The sequence below is a fragment of the Paraburkholderia sp. BR13444 genome (genome assembly GCF_040948755.1).
Taxonomy (GTDB): Bacteria; Pseudomonadota; Gammaproteobacteria; order Burkholderiales; family Burkholderiaceae; genus Paraburkholderia; species Paraburkholderia youngii.
The window spans coordinates 374,926-392,769 of sequence record NZ_JBFPKM010000007.1 but is presented as its reverse complement, the minus strand read 5'-3'; the positions used below and the strand labels follow the sequence as shown (position 1 = coordinate 392,769).

The following is a 17,844-nucleotide window of genomic DNA, read 5'->3' as shown; positions in this document are numbered from 1 at the left end:
AGCGGACGTCGAGACGACGAAACTGCGAGCGTCAGCTATGGGGTCGTCATGAGTCAGACGAGGGCAGGTCGATCAACGTTGGGGGGAAGTTAAAGGCGAGCGACGGGACCCGGTCGGACGCACGCTCGGGTGAGGGCAGGAGGGCGCGGCGCTACACTGCGGCAAAACAGTTGCGTTGGTGATGCGTGTACGCATGCTATTGAACGTGCCGGACCGGTGGGAAACACTCCGGCAGGCGCGGGGCGAGGGTAATTTTTTCAGTACCCGTGCGGTGACGGTATACATGACGGTATCGGCTTGACGGGCCTCAGAAAAAGCCTTTATATTCAACGACATTCAGGTGCAAAAGATAATAGAGTGGGTTATCGGCCAGCTCGACTCAGAAACGCATCGCGCTGCTTCCTCGGTACCGCGAGACTGCTTGTACTGTGCGTGCGGCGAGGGACGCAGACCGAAGACTAATCGCTCAGACTCTGCACATAGTCTCCCCAATCCTGCATCATCTTCTGTCTCTCCGAAAGAAACTCGGCCTTGTTATACGCGCGGCTCACCCGATTTCTTTCGACGTGGGCCAACTGACGTTCGATCGCGAGCGGCGTGAACCCCTGTTCATGTGCCCATGTGCTGAACGTACCGCGTGCGCCGTGTGCCCTGAAAAGGCGTTCGTGATTGAATCCACCTCGGACCAGGGCTGCATTAATGGTGGTAGCTGCCATCGGCCGCGATTCGTCTCTGACGTTTGGAAAGAGGTAGTCGTCAGCGCTCTTAGGTCGAGTAATTTCCCGGATCTTTTCCAAAATCTCAATTGCCTGCCTGCTGAGCGGCACCACATGCGGACGCTCCATCTTCATGCGCTCTTCGGGGATAGCCCATATCGCAGATTGCAAGTCTATCTCCCGCCACCTTGCACCTCGCAGCTCGGCGCTGCGCAGCGAGGTTAGTAGCAGTAAGTGCATCGCTAGGTGTGTGCGCTGAGTTCCGGTGACCGAAAAAGTAGCCAGTAGGTGCCTGAGTTCATGAGCGTCGAGCGCCCGGTTGTGGCGCGTAGGCGGGAGCATCACCACATCGGATGCCTTAAGTGCCGCAACGGGGTTCGCGTCCACGCGCCCGCTGATGATCGCGCGTCTGAATATAGCGTCGAGGTGTTGGCGAACACGTATGGCGATATGTGGCGCGCCTTCTTTCTTGCGTTCATCAACTGCAAGAGCTTTGCGTTTTGCAATCGACTGCAGCAGATCGTACACGTGCGACACCTTGATGTCGCGGACCGGCATAGTGCCGAGCGGTGAACCTTTCACGTAGCGTGCAAGGAAACGCGTGGCTTGAGCGTGATAATAGGCGGTCCATTTTCCCCGATTGTCCTCCAGCCATTCCTCGCACACGGGCCAGAGCGTGTTCTTCTGATGGGCAACAGTCTGCTGTTGAAGTTGCTTCTCGTATGCCTTCGGATGGATGCCAGATGCGACCAGCTTGGCTGCAGCGCTGCGACGTTGACGAGCGTCCGTTATCGAAAGATCGGGGAATCGGCCGAGAGTGTAACTGCAGTCCTTGCCATCCAACCGGTAGTCAAATTTCCAGACTTTCGAGCCCGAGACCCGCAAATACATGGAGTCTCGATCACGAAGTTTATAGGGCTTGCTCTGCGGTTTGGCGTTCTGCAGGAGAGGGAAGGTGAGCTTCATGGAGTTCTCCTTGGCGGACAACTACCATAAATTTTACCCGCAATTTACCCGCAAAACCGGCGGAAGCAGGCGGATTTCGTCGGCCTGAGTCGGACGTGCCGATCGCCGTCGGATGCGCCACCGCAGCGAATCCGTAGCGTCTGACCCATTCGCTGTAACCCTTAACCACAAAGGCTCCAGAGCGTTCTATGTACTGCTGGCGGGACGTTTGATAGACCGCCCGAAGCGCAAACCAGGGCACCTGCGGCAAGTCATGATGAACCAGATGATAGTTGTTGTTCAGAAACAGCAACCGCCACAGCCATCCCGCTTCGTTGATGACCGTGCGATGCGCGGGCTCCTGCGCAATCCGATGCTCATGAAACGAACGCACCGATGCAAGCGCGAGCGAGCCGTACCCAGCACCGACGATAAACACCCACGCCGGTATCCCGCACATCTGCTGCAACCACACAGTGAGTGCAACCAGCGCGGCGAGATGCGCGAGCCATGCGGGCAGGTCGCGCCAATCGCCGTCGCGAATCTTGTCGAGTGCCTGCGCACCGGTCGCGGCAATCGCAAACGCCGGCCCGACCAGCAAGCGACCCGTCAACGTATTGCGGAAAACCAGCAACGCACGCATCGCGATGCCCGCACGTTGCCACTCCGCTGCGCTAACGAAATAGCTTTCCGGATCGCTGCCGGGCTCGGTCAAGCGCGCATCGTCGTGATGGCGCAGATGCGACTCGCGATATACGTGATATGGGAACCACACCGCGAGCGGCGCAAAACCGAGCAGCGCGTTGACGAATCGCGAGCGCGTCGGATGACCGTGCAGCAGCTCGTGCTGCAACGACATGAACCACGCGCCGAAAATGGCCAGCAGCGCGGCCGTCAGTGGCAGACCCAGCAGACGCGCGTGTGCGGCGACGCCGAACCAGCCACCGTAGATCGCGACGATCAGCGCCCATGTCGGCCATTGCGTGCGCCAGGTCCGGCTTGCGGCCAGACGGTCGATATCGTTGCGCTGGGTGTCGTCGAGATAGATCGCCATCGTTGAATCGGTCCGAATGCGTGTTCGAACCCGCGGTTGAAATTCGCAGGTCCAGACCGATCGTACGGGGCGACGCTGTGCGCCCGAACCATTTTATTGAGCAATGCATCTGCTCAATCGTGGAAAAGCGGGCGTGGATAGCGTGTATCCGGTAAGCGTTCAATGATCGTCAGCGACGCGGCACGCGTGATCGAGCAGCCCTTCGGCCGTGCCACTGCCGCCATCGATGTCGATACCGCTGTTGACGATCAGCCAGCCATCCCGAGCCGCGGACGGTCCCGCGCCGGTCACGAGGATGGTTTGCGTGGCCATCGTCGCCGGATCGGGATTGTCGCGCGCGACGATCCTGAACGGGGCGTTTGCGCCGCCCAGCGAGCTCACGCGCATGATCCTGTAGCGCTCGCCATCGAGCGTCGCCCAGCGCCATTCGCCGGGCGCGTCGTGAGCGTGACCGGCGAGCGCGGCGCTGACTTCGCGCCGCATGCAATCGATGTGGATATGCAGCTGGTTTTGCGAGCGACGGTATTCGGAGTTGATTTCGAGGCCCAGCTGATCGTCGGGCAATTCGCGTTTGACCGCTTGCTGCACGAAATGGCGCGAATCCCACGCATCGCTCCAGTAGTCCTTCGCATCGGGCGCGAGGATCAGCGGACTTTCGATGCCGGTGATGCGATCGGTCGGCATCAGCAGAAACTGCGAGCGGCCCAGAATGTCCTTCAGGACGACATAGCGTTTGTCGAGATCGACGAGCGAGCATTGCCCCGGCGTGCCGGTGGCCTGCTGCGACGGCACGCAGCGGATGTCGACGATCTTCCACAGCGCGTCGGAATCGACCGTCGTGAGGCGCGCGCAGGCGCTGGCGGCCAGAGCGACCGCGAGCACGGCGGTCGAATGAACAATGCGGCGCGCGAGGCCGCGAGATGATAGGGCGGTGGCGAGGTTCGTCATCGTCGCTTAGGTGGGGTTCGGGCGGGGAAAGCGTTGGAATGCGGGCTGCAATGCGCAGGCATTAAAGCACAAACCACATGGCGCCGACGTGAAAACACGGGCTTCACAGCACCGGCGCCGGCAACGCTCCCAGTACCTGTTCGATCGCGACACCGATGGCCAGCAGCCGCCTGTCCGAGCCGAGCGGTCCATCGAGTTCGAGGCCAACCGGCAGCCCGCTCGCGCTGATGCCCGCCGGCAGCGACAGACCCGGAATGCCGGATGTGCTGGCCGGGTCGGTATTACGCAGGAACGCCTCCATCGTATCGATCGGCGGACCGCCGTCGATCGTGACCGTCGACGAACCGTTCAGATCGTCGATCGGCACCGCGACGAGCCGCGTCGTCGGAAACAGCAACGCATCGAGACCGGCATTCGCGAACGTCGCCGCGACGTAGTTCTGCAGCCGCGGCCGCCAGTAATTGAGGGCCGCCGAATAGTGCGAGCCGAGCACGTCGGCGAGCACGTCGTCGTAGATCGCGCGCACGTCCGGGCTCGCGATGCGCACGGCCAGATCGGCGACGGTCTGTACCGGCGCCTGATTCGCGACGAGCCACGCGAGCACGTCGTCGCGCGCTTCGTGAATAGCGAGCGGACCGCCGACCATGCCGTTCAGATGCTCCAACTCGGTCATCGCGACCGGCACGAATGTGACACCCGCGGCTTCGAGCTTTTGCAGCGCTGCGCGCGCGACGTCTTCGACCTGTCGTTCAAGAGCGTCCCACAGCGGCGCGGGCAAGCCGATGCGCAAGCCTTCGAGCGCAATCGCAGGCAACCCGCCGTCGCCGGTGATCACGCCGTCGAGCAGCGCCAGATCAGCGACGCTGCGTGCCATCGGGCCTACGGTGTCGCGCGTATGGCTGATCGGCACGACCGCATTCGGGTCGTGATAGCGCCGCTCTGCGCCGCCGTTGCCGACCGAAGGACGAAAGCCCGCGGTGCCGGTCAGCGCGGCCGGGATGCGGGTCGAGCCGCCCGTGTCGGTGCCGAGTCCGGCGGGCGCGATGCGCGCGGCGATCGCCACCGCGGTGCCGCCAGACGAGCCGCCCGGCATCAGCGACGGATCGTACGGGTTGCGCACCGGCCCCGCGTGCGCAGACAGGTTGGTGCTCGTGATGCCGAACGCGAGCTCGTGCATATTGGCCTTGCCGAGCACGATCGCACCCGCGTCGACGAGGCGTTGCACCGATGGCGCGTTGGTGTTCGGCACGAAGCCGGCGAGCGCCGGCGTGCCGGCCGTCGTCGGCAGGCCCGCGGTGTTGATGTTGTCCTTGACGACTATGGCGAGGCCGCAAAGCGGCAATCGCGCCCGCTCCGCCGGCGTCAATGCGTCGATGCGCTGCGCGGCGGCGAGCGCGCCGTGGAAGTCGAGCGTGGTGAGCGCGTTCAGCTGAGTGAGCGCGGCGGCGCGCGCGAGCAGGGTGGCGACGTAGTCGGCGGCTTTGAGCCGGCCGGATTGCAGCGCCTCGACCGCTTGTGCCGCGCTGAGCGCGAGTTGTGCATCGACGGTCCATGTCATTACGGGCGTCTCCGTATCGATGGATGCGTCGCGGGCGGCGCGAGGTTCGACTGCATCCGTCGAAGAAGCGGACAGGTCACGCGGGCAGACAGCGAACGCAAGGGTTCAGCTATTCTGGCACATCCGCCTGAAAGCCGATGCCGGGCGATGCACAACGCGAGTCGCGCTCGCTGCCATCGATATCGATGCGCTTTACCGGTGATTGTCGATCCACATGCGCCCCCAGTCGGACGCATAGGCGAGCGCATGCTCTTCGTCGAAGAAGTAGTCGAGCGCGTCGAACGAATAAGCTTTGCGCGTATTCTCGTCGCGCTGCTCGATCGTCAGATTGGCGGCGAATAATCCGTTGGGGAGCAGTTGCGTTGCCGCTTCGACCTCGTAGCCCTTGTAGCGGATGTGTGAGTTCATGATCTTGACTTGTCTGTGTGTCCGCGCGTGTCGTGCGGAATACCAATGCGTGCGGCGCGGCCCTGTCGTTGCCGAAGGTGTGTGAAGCGGCGGGCAGGGTCAAGCGTAGGGCGCGCTGCGCAGCGGGTGAACCAATCTTTCGTCGGAAGCAAATCAGCGCGGGGCGGGAGTGGAAATCAGAAGCCCGGATCGGATCAAAGTCGCTGTGTTCGGTGACTCTATTCGCGCGGGGTCGCGATGTCTGTTATGTGCCGCACGGTCGCTCGGCGCAAAGCGTGGCGCCGTGCGCGATGGCGGCGGCGTCACGGTGCCCGGGAGAGTATTTCAGACCGCGTGCAGGACGCGCGCGGAACGGCTGTCCGCGGGGATCGGGGTGGTGGTGCCTTGTGCGGATGCCCGGCTCGCGGCCGAATGGCTGGACGCGGTGGGTGCGCCGTGCGCACGCTGTGCATTGAACGCGAGCGCGAACTGTGCGGCTTGCTGGCCGACGGTCGCGAGTTGCTCGATCACTTTCGGATCGGAGCAGCTGTCGACGCTATCGAAGCGCGTCTCCAGCGTATTGATGCCGGCACCGAACGGCGTAGGCCAGCCACGCAGCGCATGCACGATCGAGCGCAGCGACGTCAGCACGGAGCCCGCCGCCTGCCAGCCGTAGGCGGTGACGATGCAGCCCACCGCGCGGCCATCCAGATACGGGCGCTCGTCGGCGCGCAATTCCTCGAGCGTGTCGAGCGCGTTTTTCACGAGCCCGGATACGCCGCCGTGATAGCCGGGTGTCGCAATGATCACCGCGTCCGCGCGACGCACAGCGTCGATCAGCTCGAGCTGTTCGTCGGTGCGGGCCGGCTGTTCCGGCGCGTAGTGCGGCAGGCTATGCAGGAAACTGCCGCCGAACAGGCGGGTTTGCGCGCCGGCGGCTTCGGCGCCGCGCAACGCGAAGGCCAGCGCGCGCTCGGTCGACGAGGCCGCGCGCGTCGTACCGCCAATACCGACGATGAGCGGCGGGCGGGAATGATCGGATCTGCTCAACGAAATGCTCCTTCGATTGCGATTCACGCTGCGGTTGACGGCGCGGTCGATGCGGGACTCATGCAGCGTCAGCAACGCACGTGCACGGCCGTGAACGGACCGGCCGGAGCGAACCGGACTTTGAAGTGTCATCTTAATGAGCGAGCGCTGCGCGGCTAAGCGACTTTTTGTTCTAACGATATAACCATGCGGCCACAGCTCGCCGGGTCGCTCTGCAATGCACGTGAGCACGCGGCCGATAAGCATATGGCGAATCGTTGGTTGGGCGCGTGCGGGCAAGACCCTAAGATGGACTCGTCTCCTCCATAAGTCTCCTTAGATATGGGACTCGGCCTCGCTACGCAAGTGGTGGGGCCTTTTTTTCGTGGGTCGCTGGCGGACGATGTACCATTGCGGCAATGCCGATTGCATGCGCGTGCGTGGTAGCCGCTTCACGATGACGCCGCTTTTTGCATGCTACGATGCCCGCAGTGATTTTCCGCGAGATCGAGCCCAGCATGGCAACCCTGTATGACACGCTCGGCGTGCCCGCGCACGCCACCGACGACGAAATCAAGCGGGCTTACCGGAAGGCCGCGATGAAGTGGCATCCGGATCGTAATCACGGTGCCGAGGACGTGGCGCGCGCGGCGTTCCAGGAAATCAAGGACGCGTACGCGATCCTGTCCGATGCCGAGCAGCGCAAGGTCTACGACACTGTCTACGCTGAGCAGATGCGCGAGTGGGAGGCGCAGCACACGCGTCGGCAACGCGCGCAGGCGAAGCGTGAGGCGGCGGCGCGCGCAGCCGACGAAGCCGCGTACGCGGAGATGGTGTCGATCGCGATCCGCTTTGCCGACCAGGGCCACAATCGCGACGTGCTGTTCGGCGTGCTGCTCGGACGGCAATGCGAACCCCAGCGCGCCGCGCAGATCGCCGACAGCGTCGCGGCGTTGCAGGCCGCGCGCCGTGACGAGGCGGATGCCTCGCAAAATGCCCAACGCGCAGGGAAGGCGGCGAAGGGCGCGGAAGCGGCGCAAGCCGAGGCGGCCGAGCCCGAACTGGCGAAAACCGCGCACGATACCGGCACGGCTTCAGAAACCGCTTCTCACGACACGCCGCATGTCAAACGCGCGAATCACGCGAAGCGCGACGAGACCGCGAGCGACATCCATCCGGCCGGCGCGCTTGGCAATCTGTGGTTCCAGTTCCTCAACAGCCTGAAATTCTGACGTGTCGCGACGACCCGGGTCGCCCGCGGCAATCTCATTCGAGGCGACGCCTGCCGCGTATACCCCTACGCCCCGGTCCGCGCGCTGGCGACTGCGGCCGGACAAGCTGAGCGCGCCGAATCGCCGGTACGGCGGCAGCATCGCTCGATCTGGCAAATATTGAAAAGGGTGCTGAAACTGGGGGCAGGACACTGTACACTGCCCATCGTTCGCAAAGTTGTGCTCTGTGCCCCGGACTCGAGATAGCTGGCGCGAATCCCGTGGCGCACATAAAAAAGACGCCGTAGTGTCATGGGGGCGCAAGACTGGAGCGGCACAATTCCGCCCAGAGGCTAAATAAGAAAACATCGGTACGGGGTAAGCGTGTCCAGAAAATATAAGGTGTTGTTTCTCTGCCGCGATAATTCGATCCGCAGCATCATTGCAGAAGCTTTACTTCGCGAACTGGCGGGGCACCGGTTCGAGGCGTTCAGCGCGGGCCCTGAACCGGCCGCGCGCCTTCATCCACTCGCGGTCGCGCAATTGCAGCCCGGCATTTCGGGGCGCGCGGTGCTGAGCCCCAAAAGCTGGCTGGAATTCACCGGTGAATGGGCGCCGCGCATGGATATCGTGATCGCGCTCGACGAATTCGTCGGCGGACTGCATGCGCCGGTATTTCCCGGCGCGCCGGCGTTCGTCTACTGGACCATTGCCGATCCGCTCGCGGGCGGCCACGGGTCCGCTGACGAGCAGGCCCGTCTCTTCGACAAGACCTTCTGGCAGATCGTGCGGCAGGTCAGCGCGTTTATCGAGTTGCCGCAATATGCGCAGTCTGCGTCGAATCACGCGAATCACGCGAATATCGCCGATCCGGCGAATGCCATCAATGCGGGGAATGCGGTGAATGCCGCGAATACCGTGAATATGCCAGGCGGTGGCGCAAAACCGGTGCGTGGCACGGCGGTTCGGTTCGAATCCGCAGCCATGGTGTCTGCGCCTTCGAGCGCGGCGGCCTGCACCTAGCGGTTATTCGGGCGCGCGAGCCGCGTGCCGGCGAACGGGTCATTCGACCAGTCCACCTGCTTTTTCGGTTGGGTTTTCGGTTGGGGTGCGGGCGCCGGCTTTGCGGCCAATTCGAAATGCTCAATGCTCTGGCCGGCACTAATGGCTTGCTTCAACCATTGCGGCATTTCGCCATTGCCATCCCAGCTGTCTCCGGTCGCATTGCGATAGCGCTCAGCTTTTTTGGCCAATGACTCGGTTGCCAGCGCCGCGGCGAGGTCTTCTGGCCTGATACCAAACTCTTCCATGCGATGGCGGAGATACGCAATCATGCTATCTCGCTTCCTTTCGTCCATAGGATATTTGTCCTTCTAAAACGTGCAGCGTACTGTCGAAGACAGATTGCGGGGAAAAAGCTGCGAAGCGTCGAGCCCGACCGAATGGGGCCGCCTCGCGGTGGGGTTGTCAATTGACGGAAATGCCATGTGCCGGGTTAAAAAACGTTGCTCCCGAATTGCAATACGGCCTCGGACAAAGACGGCCGCTGGAACAACCGACCCTCGAACTGAGAGTCTCGATCAGCAAATATTTCAGCATGTCGCAGTGCGGCGAACGAGTCCGGTAAGCCTGACGTTCGCTATGAAAAACTCTGAGTCTCGATGTAGTGATTGCGAATGGATGGAGTCATTCCACGCTGTCCGTCTTTCACCGGACTTTCGTCGATGTGCGGGTTCGCTTTTGTGCTTTGTAGCAACATCATAACGCAATGCGCGAGCAAAGCACGCTTAGTTCACATTGAATTTGTCAGTGAATGCGGTTTATCGAACGGTGCGGACAATCGGTCGCTCTGCTGGAAGCTCCTGGATTGAATTCCGGGGGGCGCGACCTATAAAAGAAAGACGAAAAGCTGCGCAACGCAGACTTACAACCGCCTTATGCGTACCGATTCCGCCGACGCTCCGGGAACGCGTCGAGCATCGGTTGCCAGCGCGGTAATTCTTCATTTGTTTAGTTCGGTGACCCGTCGCAGCAGTAGCGCATTGGCATCGACCCGTTCCTCGGCCCCATTGGGCAGGCTGGCTGTTCGCGGATCAATTCTTGTGGAGGACGAACCCTGCTGCGCCGGATCGAGGAGTCCGGAAATGAGAGCACGTATATTGATGATTGCCGCGACCGCCGTCCTGTTTCTGGTACCGAGAACAGCCACCGCGGAGGAACTGAGCGGCCAGGCGGACCCTGGAATGTCAGGTCGCGCGATGATGCAGTTCAATGCGAACGAATCGGCGCAGGCGACAACCGACATGTCCTACGGTCGGAGCTGGGACCCGCGCGAGCAGGGCGTGCGCAACGCGTCGTATGGCGGTGTTGCGGCGGGCGAGTCGCAGGCGGGTGGCCGGCGCAGCCAGTCCTGCTCGTTCAGCACTGAGTGCAAAACCTATTTCGGTCAATGACCGGTCTGCGAGCGGCGGCGGGGCGCGCCGGATGAACGCGCCCGCAGTGGGGCGCCGCGCGCCGCCGCAGTGCATGCGCTTCACCGCAAGCGCATGCCATTTCACGAGAAAGCCAATTCCCGCGGAACGTCAGCGCTGCGCTCGCCGAGGCGCGCGACGATATCGTCGACGCCGCGTGCCGTGTCGCGGTTTTCCGCCGGATCGTAGTAACCGCGGAACACTTCCAGCAGAGCGCGCCATGACCCATGCCAGCGCGTTTCCCGTAGACAGACGCCGGTCGGATCGGCAATACGCAATACGCCGCTGTCCGGATAAAAAGTGAGCGTGACGAGACGGCCATCGATGACGCAGGCGGCGGTGCAGGGGCGAGTCGTGACCATGTGTGGTGTCCTTTCGATATTCCAATGTTTGTGCGTTAAACGCCGACGCCAGCTTTAGCAAACGCTGTGCCTGCGATGCCACATGACTGTGACCTCGACGGCAAAATTCGCTCGATCAAACGTCCGTGTGCGCAGTATTCCAATGATTGACGACAATTTTTTGTATTCGTCGCGAAGTGATGCGCAATACCGTCAGTGTCATCCATTAGGGGTTTATGCTGAGTCGTTCGCCGATTGCCAATTCGTCCACAGTCGAAACAACGACCATCATATTTTTATGGCAAATGAATCGCCACTCGTCATAAAAGATTTGACGCAGCAAGCCCGATTAATCCGGAATTGCGATGCGCGATCCTTGTCTTGCCATTCCTTTACCCGTTTGCTAGCATCTCCGAGACAGTTTGAAATAGTCATAACGTAGGGCAATTTCCGGACCCGCTTAACTTGGGTCACCCGGTAGTCCATCTCCTTGCGAGGCACATGTTATGGCTAGCTCTCAACCCCTCTGCTGACGCTCCACGAACGCATGCGCAAAGCCGCGCCGCTCCTTGCGCGCGCTCACACGCTACCACGCGCTTTTCACGATCAAGCTCTGCGAGACAAATCGGCGCATCAGAAACGGAACCGTTATTGGTTTCAAAAGTGCATACCCCGTCTGATAAAAGCGATTAATAGTCCGTTTTCCTTTTTATTCGAAGCGACCGCAGTTGCCGCTGCTGCGCATAGTACGCGATCTGCGACAAACCATTTGCCGTAACAACGACGCAATCAAAAGGAGCATTTCATGGCTTCCAATACAACGGGCTCCGGGCTCATGCGGGCGAAGGCGATCACAGTTGCGTTAGCGGTTTTGGTTGCGGCGGCGGGTTCGGCGTTCGCGCAGGACGACGCGGCGTCCGCGCCGGAACAGCGGGCAATCGGCGCCGCCGCGCTGCTGCACGTTCAGGCGCGCGTCGTCGCGATCGATCCCGCGACGAACAGCGTGACGCTGCGCGGCCCCCACGGCGGCGACGAAACCTTCGACGTGAATCCGCAAGCCGCCGACGTCAGCAAGCTGCATATCGGCGACATGGTGACGATTGCGTACAAAAAGGCGCTACTGGTCGGCGTCGACAAACTCGCGCCGAGCGGAATTCGCCAGCGCATCGATACCGAAGTCACGCAGCCCGCGGCCAACGGTGTGGTTGCATCGGCGCGGCGCGTCGAAGTCGTGGCGACGGTGCGCAAGATCGATCGCAAGCAGCGCATGATCACGCTGCGCGGGCCGTCGCGCACCGAAACGCTCGACGTGGCGCCGGACATTCCGCTCGATAAACTGAAGGTCGGCGATTCGGTGCGCGCGGTGTTCGTGTCGGCTATCGCGACGTCGGTGTCGCGCAATGGCTCGGACGTCAAATAACGGCGCTCGGGAAGGCTTAAATAAACTACGCTGAAGCGTATCGAGGCGCGCGGCGTCGAACCGCAACCGGGGCTTCGTTGTCGCCCGCCGGCCATCGCGGCACAGGTTTCAGCAGGGTCATCGCGTCGCGCGCGAAGGAGCGGGGAATGGAACAGAGCGAAACGGAAACCACTGCGGAATCGGAGCGCAAAAGGCTCGTCCGCAGCAAGATCCACGTGGGCCTCGCGGCGCTCGGCACGTTGTCGTCGGTGTTCGGGATCGGCATAGCGATCATCGGCGGCATCAACTTCGACCGGACCAGGGTGCTGATCGGTGTCGGCATCATCGTCGTGTCGACCATTCTGTATGTGTCGATGCTTTTCGTTGCTGCCGATGACTAGCATCTTCGCTTCCCATTTGCGCTCGATCCCGCTGCCGATTCACTTTTGCTATCGCCCCCTCCGATAGTCGAATTGTTGGTGCATCGCACCGCCCGTATATTGACTTCAGCGATATACAACAACTCGACGGCGCGCCGCACGGCGGCCCACAGGAGCACAGCAATGAATCGGATCGATCTGGAGGGGCGCGCTGTCGTCATCACCGGCGGCGCGCGCGGCATCGGCTACGCGGTCGCGCAGCGGGCGTTGCAGTCGGGCGCGTCGGTGGCGTTGTGGGACGTCGATAGCGAACGGCTCGCGCGCAGCCAGCGCGAGCTGAGCGAACTCGGCAAGGTCAGCGCCGTCACGGTCGAGTTGACCGACGAAGCCGCGGTCCAGCAAGCCACCGCGCAAACGGTCGCCGAGCACCGCTCGATCGACGTGCTGATCAACTGCGCGGGCATCACCGGCGGCAACGGCACGACGTGGGAGCTCGAGCCGGACCTGTGGCGCCGCGTGATCGACGTGAATCTGATCGGCCCGTACCTGACCTGCCGCGCGGTCGTGCCGCAGATGCTGAAGCAGGGCTATGGCCGCATCGTCAATATCGCGTCGGTGGCGGGCAAGGAGGGCAATCCGAATGCTTCGCACTACAGCGCGTCGAAAGCGGGCTTGATCGGGCTCACCAAGTCGCTCGGCAAGGAACTCGCGACCAAAAACATCCTCGTCAATGCGGTCACGCCGGCCGCGGCCAAGACCGAGATCTTCGATTCGATGTCGCAGCAGCACATCGACTACATGCTGTCGAAGATTCCGATGAACCGTTTCCTGCTTCCGGAAGAAGCGGCGTCGCTCATCCTGTGGCTGTCTTCCGAAGACTGCGCGTTCAGCACCGGCTCGGTGTTCGATCTGTCCGGCGGCCGCGCCACTTATTAATCGCGCTGCTCGAGCATTGCACACGCGTCGAACGCGCGTTGTCGAGCCGCTTCGACGCCTCTCTCACGGAGCCCTTTCATGGCCATGCCTACCATCCGGCACGTGCGTGCCTTCATCGTTCGCGGCGGCGGCGCGGACTATCACGACCAGGCCGGCGGGCACTGGATCGACGATCACATCGCGACGCCGATGGCGCGTTATCCCGAGTACCGTCAGAGCCGCCAGTCATTCGGCATCAACGTACTCGGCACGTTAGTCGTCGAGATCGAGGCGAGCGACGGCACCGTGGGCTTCGCGGTGACGACCGGCGGCGAGATCGGCGCGTTCATCGTCGAGAAGCATCTCGCGCGTTTTCTCGAAGGGCAGCTCGTCACCGACATCGAGAAGATGTGGGATCAGATGTACTTCGCGACGTTGTACTACGGGCGCAAGGGCGTCGTGCTCAATACGATTTCCGGCGTCGATCTCGCGCTGTGGGATCTGCTCGCGAAGGTTCGCAAGGAGCCCGTGTATCAACTATTGGGCGGCCCGGTGCGCGACGAGCTGGTGTTCTATGCGACCGGCGCGCGGCCCGATCTCGCGAAGGAGATGGGCTTCATCGGCGGCAAGCTGCCGTTGCAGCACGGTCCCGCGGAAGGCGAAGACGGACTCAGGCAGAACCTCGAGAAGCTCGCCGACATGCGTTCGCGCGTCGGCGACGACTTCTGGCTGATGTACGACTGCTGGATGAGCCTCGACGTGCGCTACGCGACGCGGCTCGCGCAACGCGCGCACGAATACGGCCTCAAATGGCTCGAGGAATGTCTTCCTCCCGACGATTACTGGGGTTACGCCGAACTGCGCCGCAACGTGCCACGCGGCATGATGGTGTCGACCGGCGAGCACGAGGCGACGCGCTGGGGTTTCCGGATGCTGCTGGAGATGCAGTGCTGCGATCTGATCCAGCCCGACGTCGGCTGGTGCGGCGGCATCACTGAGCTAATCAAGATTTCTGCGCTCGCCGATGCGCACAACGTGATGGTGGTGCCGCACGGTTCGTCGGTGTACAGCTATCACTTCGTCGTCACGCGCCATAACTCGCCGTTCTCCGAGTTTCTGATGATGGCGCCGAAGGCCGACGAAGTCGTGCCGATGTTCAACCCGCTGCTGCTCGACGAGCCGGTGCCGGTGAACGGGCGCATGAAGGTGCCCGATACGCCGGGCTTTGGCGTGCGGCTCAATCCCGAATGCGCGCTGGAGCGGCCTTATCAGCATTGAACGAGTTGAATGCTTTGAACGTAGGCCGAACGGCGAACCCTGGCAAAGGAGACTAAGGTGCTGCTCAAGGATAAAGTCGTGATCGTCACCGGCGGCTCGCGCGGCATCGGACGCGCAATCGCGGTGGCCTGCGCCCGCGAAGGCGCGGACGTGGCGATCAACTACTGGGGTGACAACGACGCATCGTATGGCCGCCGCTCGGCGGTCGAGGAAGTGGTCGGCGAAATCGAGGCTTTGGGGCGGCGCGTGATCGCGGTGGAAGGCAACGTCGCGGCGCGCGATACCGGTCAGGAGCTGGTGCGCCGTACGGTCGACGCGTTCGGCAAGGTCGACGTGCTCGCGAGCAATGCCGGTATCTGTCCGTTCCACGCGTTTCTCGACATGCCGGCCGATATGCTCGAATCGACGGTCGCGGTCAATCTGAACGGCGCGTTCTTCGTCACGCAAGCGGCCGCGCAGCAGATGAAAAAGCAGGGCACCGGTGGCGCGATCGTCGCGACGAGCTCGATCAGCGCGTTGGTGGGCGGTGGCATGCAGACGCATTACACACCGACCAAGGCCGGCGTGCACTCGCTGATGCAGTCGTGCGCGATTGCGTTGGGGCCGTACGGCATCCGCTGCAACTCGGTGATGCCGGGCACGATCGCGACCGATCTGAACGCCGAAGATCTCGCCGACGAAGCAAAGAAGGCCTACTTCGAGAAGCGCATTCCGCTCGGTCGCCTCGGGCATCCCGACGACGTCGCCGATTGCGTCGTGTTTCTCGCGTCGGACCGCGCGCGCTATGTGACGGGCGCTGCGCTGCTCGTCGACGGCGGCCTGTTCGTGAACCTGCAATAAGCGACGCGCGATGCGGGCGTCAATTGACCGTGGCGGGCGCAGTCAGCGTGCCGGGTGCGATGGCGGGATTGTCGCGCGCGAGGTTGCGCGAGAAGCCGCGCAGCAGATCGATCAAGCGCAGCGCCGGCTCGGCGAGCGGCTCTTCCTTGCGCGTCAGAATGCCGAAACCCGCGAGGCTCTTGCCAATTTCCAGCGGCAGCGCGACGAGCAGCCCGCCGCGCACATGATCGCGCACGACCGATTCCGGCAGCATCGCGACCGCATCGTAGTTTTCGAGCAATTGCAGCGTCGCGAAGATCGACGCGCATTCGGTCAGATTGACTGGCGTGGCGAGCCCCGCGCGCGCGAGTTCTTCCTCGAACAGCACGCGCGCCGGACTCGTGATCGGCTGCGCCACCCACGGCCACGCAACCAGTTCGCGCAATGTGATGCGCGTGCTCCGCGCGAGCGGATGCACGGCGCGCACGACGAGCAGCAGCGTTTCGCGCGCGAGCGGCTCGAAACTGAAGTCGTTGTGCTGCAAAGGATTAGTCAGGCGCCCCAGCGCGAGATCGACCTCGCGGCGATGCAGCAATTGCACGACCTGGTCGCTCGTTTCTCCGAGGATGCGCACGTTGAGCAGCGGGCTTTCGGTCTTCAGCACGGCGACCGACATCGCCAGCAGATCGGGCGCGGCGCCCATGATCGCGCCGACGGTCAATTGCCCGTGACCGCCGCGGCGTTTGACGTCGAGATCTTCGGCGAAGCGTGTGAGTTCGGCAAGCGCGCGGCGCGCGTAAGCGAGCGTGACGACGCCGAGCGGCGTTGGCGTCATGCCGCGGGCGTTGCGCTCGAACAGCAGAAAGCCGAACGCTTCCTCGATATCGCCGAGCATGCGGCTCGCGCTCGGTTGCGCGACGTTGACGGCCTCGGCGGCCTGATGCAGGTTGCGGGTGTTGTCGAGCGCGACGAGCAGGGCGAGATGCTTGAACTTGAGACGATTGACCAGTGCGACGGCGGCTGAATGTTGGCTCATGGTGCCAGTAGAGGTGCCCGTGCGATTCGGTTTATGGATCGCCCAATCCCAACAACGGATTGAGAGGCTATCGATGCAGGAATTATAGTCGTTCGAAGAAGTCGACAGGAGACAGGCCGCAATGGAGACGATCGCTTTCCGGATGGTGCTGAACCCCGGCATGCGCGAAGAATACGAACGGCGTCATACGGAGATCTGGCCCGAGCTCGTTGACGCATTGCACAACGCCGGCGTGCGCGACTACCGCATTTTCTTCGACCCCGACACGCATCACCTTTTCGCGGTGCTTTCGCGCACCAGCGATCACACGATGGATCAGCTGCCGCAACTCGACGTGATGCGCAAATGGTGGGATTACATGGCCGACATCATGCAGACCGCGCCCGATCACACGCCGCTGTCGCAGACGCTCGAACCGGTCTTTCATCTCAGTCATTGAGGTGCCGCATGCAGGTTGTCGATTCGCATATCCATCTGTGGGATCTGAAAGCGCATTGCTATCCGTGGCTGGAGAACCCGGGCGTGTCGTTCGTCGGCGATGCGCGGGAGCTTAAGCATGACTATCTGCTCGAGCATCTGCTCGGTGAAGCGGGCGACATCGACGTGCTGAAGCTCGTGCACGTCGAAGCGAATCACGATCCGGCCGATCCCGTCGAAGAAACGCGCTGGTTGCAGTCGATCGCGGATCGCGACGCGTCGCGCGGCATGCCGAATGCGATCGTCGCCGCTGTCGATCTGTCCGCGCAGAACGCACCGGCGTTGCTCGAAGCGCATGCGTCGTTCGCGAATACGCGCGGCATCCGGCAGATTCTCAACGTGCACGACAACAAGCTGTTCGATTACGTCGGCCGTCACTATATGCGCGAGCCGCAGTGGCGCGAGCATTTCGCATTGCTGCGCCGGTTCGATCTGTCGTTCGACCTGCAAATCTATCCGTCGCAGATGGAAGAGGCGGCCGCGCTCGCGCGTGCGCATGCGGACACGCTGTTGATCGTCAATCATGCGGGCATGTTCGTCGATCGCAATAGCGTGGCCGGTTATCGCGCGTGGCGCGATGGCATGCGCTTGCTGGCGGCCTGTCCGAACATCGCGGTGAAGATCAGCGGACTCGCGATGTTCGATCATCACTGGACCGTCGAAAGCCTGCGCCCGTATGTGCTCGAAACGATCGATACGTTCGGCGTGGAACGCGCGATGTTCGCGTCGAACTTTCCGGTCGACCGGCTGTTCGGTTCGTATACGGATTTGTGGCACGCGTATGCGTCGATCGTGGCTGATGCGAGCGAGGCTGAGAAAGATGCGCTGTTTCGGCGTAACGCGGAACGGTATTACCGGATTTGACGCGCCGCCGCGTCGA

General features: G+C 62.5%; 19 protein-coding genes. 10 read left to right on the top strand and 9 right to left on the bottom strand.

The annotated features are described in order from the left end of the window. Positions 1-458: 458 nt before the first annotated feature. The 6 genes from AB3X95_RS22200 to AB3X95_RS22175 form a co-directional block, all read right to left on the bottom strand. Positions 459-1,682: a tyrosine-type recombinase/integrase gene (locus tag AB3X95_RS22200; RefSeq protein WP_368622548.1), complete on the bottom strand. Its 1,224-nt coding sequence runs from the start codon at positions 1,680-1,682 to the stop codon at positions 459-461. Next, positions 1,627-2,715: a fatty acid desaturase gene (locus tag AB3X95_RS22195; protein WP_368622547.1), complete on the bottom strand. Its 1,089-nt coding sequence runs from the start codon at positions 2,713-2,715 to the stop codon at positions 1,627-1,629. The genes AB3X95_RS22200 and AB3X95_RS22195 overlap by 56 nt, the downstream gene beginning before the upstream one ends. Positions 2,716-2,874: 159 nt before the next feature. After that, positions 2,875-3,663 (bottom strand): CDP-diacylglycerol diphosphatase, encoded by a 789-nt coding sequence (locus AB3X95_RS22190; protein ID WP_368622546.1) that lies wholly within the window; start codon positions 3,661-3,663, stop codon positions 2,875-2,877. Positions 3,664-3,766: 103 nt separating this feature from the next. After that, positions 3,767-5,221: an indoleacetamide hydrolase gene (iaaH, locus tag AB3X95_RS22185; RefSeq protein ID WP_176381775.1), complete on the bottom strand. Its 1,455-nt coding sequence runs from the start codon at positions 5,219-5,221 to the stop codon at positions 3,767-3,769. A gap of 192 nt (positions 5,222-5,413) precedes the next feature. After that, complete coding sequence (locus AB3X95_RS22180) at positions 5,414-5,629, bottom strand: transcriptional regulator (RefSeq protein WP_176106231.1); 216 nt, start codon at positions 5,627-5,629, stop codon at positions 5,414-5,416. A 324-nt stretch (positions 5,630-5,953) separates the two neighbouring features. Continuing rightward, positions 5,954-6,658, bottom strand: coding sequence for an NADPH-dependent FMN reductase (locus AB3X95_RS22175; protein ID WP_368622545.1), 705 nt, complete (start codon positions 6,656-6,658; stop codon positions 5,954-5,956). Between the two features lie 497 nt (positions 6,659-7,155). Here AB3X95_RS22175 and AB3X95_RS22170 point away from each other — a divergent pair, with 497 nt between their 5' ends. Both AB3X95_RS22170 and AB3X95_RS22165 read left to right on the top strand, forming a co-directional pair. Beyond that, entirely contained in the window at positions 7,156-7,869 is a 714-nt protein-coding gene (locus AB3X95_RS22170; protein ID WP_368622544.1) for a J domain-containing protein, read from the top strand. A gap of 363 nt (positions 7,870-8,232) precedes the next feature. Continuing rightward, positions 8,233-8,871: an arsenate reductase ArsC gene (locus AB3X95_RS22165; protein ID WP_176123936.1), complete on the top strand. Its 639-nt coding sequence runs from the start codon at positions 8,233-8,235 to the stop codon at positions 8,869-8,871. On the opposite strand, the gene AB3X95_RS22160 is transcribed toward AB3X95_RS22165, so the two are convergent. Next, the gene (locus AB3X95_RS22160; RefSeq protein ID WP_176106227.1) at positions 8,868-9,206 is read right to left on the bottom strand and encodes an H-NS family nucleoid-associated regulatory protein; all 339 of its coding nucleotides are present in this window, start codon (positions 9,204-9,206) and stop codon (positions 8,868-8,870) included. The genes AB3X95_RS22165 and AB3X95_RS22160 overlap by 4 nt on opposite strands. Before the next feature lie 786 nt (positions 9,207-9,992). Here AB3X95_RS22160 and AB3X95_RS22155 point away from each other — a divergent pair. Further along, positions 9,993-10,301, top strand: a complete 309-nt coding sequence (locus tag AB3X95_RS22155; protein WP_184225011.1) for a hypothetical protein — start codon at positions 9,993-9,995, stop codon at positions 10,299-10,301. Between the two features lie 101 nt (positions 10,302-10,402). On the opposite strand, the gene AB3X95_RS22150 is transcribed toward AB3X95_RS22155, so the two are convergent. Next, the gene (locus AB3X95_RS22150; protein ID WP_176123934.1) at positions 10,403-10,681 is read right to left on the bottom strand and encodes a hypothetical protein; all 279 of its coding nucleotides are present in this window, start codon (positions 10,679-10,681) and stop codon (positions 10,403-10,405) included. Positions 10,682-11,465: 784 nt separating this feature from the next. Between AB3X95_RS22150 and AB3X95_RS22145 the strand changes: the two genes are divergently transcribed. From AB3X95_RS22145 to AB3X95_RS22125, 5 genes are all read left to right on the top strand, one after another. Further along, positions 11,466-12,080 carry a copper-binding protein gene (locus AB3X95_RS22145; protein ID WP_368622543.1) on the top strand — a complete coding sequence of 205 codons (615 nt, stop codon included), beginning with the start codon at positions 11,466-11,468 and terminating at the stop codon, positions 12,078-12,080. Positions 12,081-12,226: 146 nt separating this feature from the next. Continuing rightward, positions 12,227-12,460: a hypothetical protein gene (locus AB3X95_RS22140; RefSeq protein WP_176123932.1), complete on the top strand. Its 234-nt coding sequence runs from the start codon at positions 12,227-12,229 to the stop codon at positions 12,458-12,460. Between the two features lie 162 nt (positions 12,461-12,622). Next, entirely contained in the window at positions 12,623-13,375 is a 753-nt protein-coding gene (locus AB3X95_RS22135; RefSeq protein ID WP_176367179.1) for an SDR family NAD(P)-dependent oxidoreductase, read from the top strand. Positions 13,376-13,453: 78 nt separating this feature from the next. Next, entirely contained in the window at positions 13,454-14,632 is a 1,179-nt protein-coding gene (gene rhmD / locus AB3X95_RS22130; RefSeq protein WP_176123930.1) for an L-rhamnonate dehydratase, read from the top strand. Positions 14,633-14,689: 57 nt separating this feature from the next. Beyond that, positions 14,690-15,472, top strand: coding sequence for an SDR family NAD(P)-dependent oxidoreductase (locus AB3X95_RS22125; protein ID WP_368622542.1), 783 nt, complete (start codon positions 14,690-14,692; stop codon positions 15,470-15,472). A 19-nt stretch (positions 15,473-15,491) separates the two neighbouring features. Here the strand turns inward: AB3X95_RS22125 and AB3X95_RS22120 are convergent, their stop codons facing one another. Further along, on the bottom strand, positions 15,492-16,487 hold the full coding sequence (locus AB3X95_RS22120; protein WP_176367181.1) for a LysR family transcriptional regulator: 996 nt from the start codon (positions 16,485-16,487) through the stop codon (positions 15,492-15,494). A gap of 121 nt (positions 16,488-16,608) precedes the next feature. On the opposite strand from AB3X95_RS22120, the gene rhaM reads away from it, so the two are divergent. Together rhaM and AB3X95_RS22110 are read left to right on the top strand one after the other, a co-directional pair. Continuing rightward, positions 16,609-16,926 (top strand): L-rhamnose mutarotase, encoded by a 318-nt coding sequence (rhaM, locus tag AB3X95_RS22115; RefSeq protein ID WP_176106219.1) that lies wholly within the window; start codon positions 16,609-16,611, stop codon positions 16,924-16,926. Between the two features lie 8 nt (positions 16,927-16,934). Beyond that, positions 16,935-17,828: an amidohydrolase gene (locus tag AB3X95_RS22110; RefSeq protein WP_176367182.1), complete on the top strand. Its 894-nt coding sequence runs from the start codon at positions 16,935-16,937 to the stop codon at positions 17,826-17,828. Positions 17,829-17,844 lie beyond the last annotated feature (16 nt).

Coding starts and splice junctions, on each gene's coding strand:
- AB3X95_RS22190 (WP_368622546.1), bottom strand. CDS start 3,663: ATGACGAACCTCGCCACCGCCCTATCATCTCGCGGCCTCGCGCGCCGC.
- AB3X95_RS22180 (WP_176106231.1), bottom strand. CDS start 5,629: ATGAACTCACACATCCGCTACAAGGGCTACGAGGTCGAAGCGGCAACG.
- rhmD (WP_176123930.1), top strand. CDS start 13,454: ATGGCCATGCCTACCATCCGGCACGTGCGTGCCTTCATCGTTCGCGGC.
- iaaH (WP_176381775.1), bottom strand. CDS start 5,221: ATGACATGGACCGTCGATGCACAACTCGCGCTCAGCGCGGCACAAGCG.
- AB3X95_RS22160 (WP_176106227.1), bottom strand. CDS start 9,206: ATGGACGAAAGGAAGCGAGATAGCATGATTGCGTATCTCCGCCATCGC.
- AB3X95_RS22150 (WP_176123934.1), bottom strand. CDS start 10,681: ATGGTCACGACTCGCCCCTGCACCGCCGCCTGCGTCATCGATGGCCGT.
- AB3X95_RS22140 (WP_176123932.1), top strand. CDS start 12,227: ATGGAACAGAGCGAAACGGAAACCACTGCGGAATCGGAGCGCAAAAGG.
- AB3X95_RS22145 (WP_368622543.1), top strand. CDS start 11,466: ATGGCTTCCAATACAACGGGCTCCGGGCTCATGCGGGCGAAGGCGATC.
- AB3X95_RS22120 (WP_176367181.1), bottom strand. CDS start 16,487: ATGAGCCAACATTCAGCCGCCGTCGCACTGGTCAATCGTCTCAAGTTC.
- AB3X95_RS22155 (WP_184225011.1), top strand. CDS start 9,993: ATGAGAGCACGTATATTGATGATTGCCGCGACCGCCGTCCTGTTTCTG.
- AB3X95_RS22170 (WP_368622544.1), top strand. CDS start 7,156: ATGGCAACCCTGTATGACACGCTCGGCGTGCCCGCGCACGCCACCGAC.
- rhaM (WP_176106219.1), top strand. CDS start 16,609: ATGGAGACGATCGCTTTCCGGATGGTGCTGAACCCCGGCATGCGCGAA.
- AB3X95_RS22135 (WP_176367179.1), top strand. CDS start 12,623: ATGAATCGGATCGATCTGGAGGGGCGCGCTGTCGTCATCACCGGCGGC.
- AB3X95_RS22195 (WP_368622547.1), bottom strand. CDS start 2,715: ATGGCGATCTATCTCGACGACACCCAGCGCAACGATATCGACCGTCTG.
- AB3X95_RS22110 (WP_176367182.1), top strand. CDS start 16,935: ATGCAGGTTGTCGATTCGCATATCCATCTGTGGGATCTGAAAGCGCAT.
- AB3X95_RS22200 (WP_368622548.1), bottom strand. CDS start 1,682: ATGAAGCTCACCTTCCCTCTCCTGCAGAACGCCAAACCGCAGAGCAAG.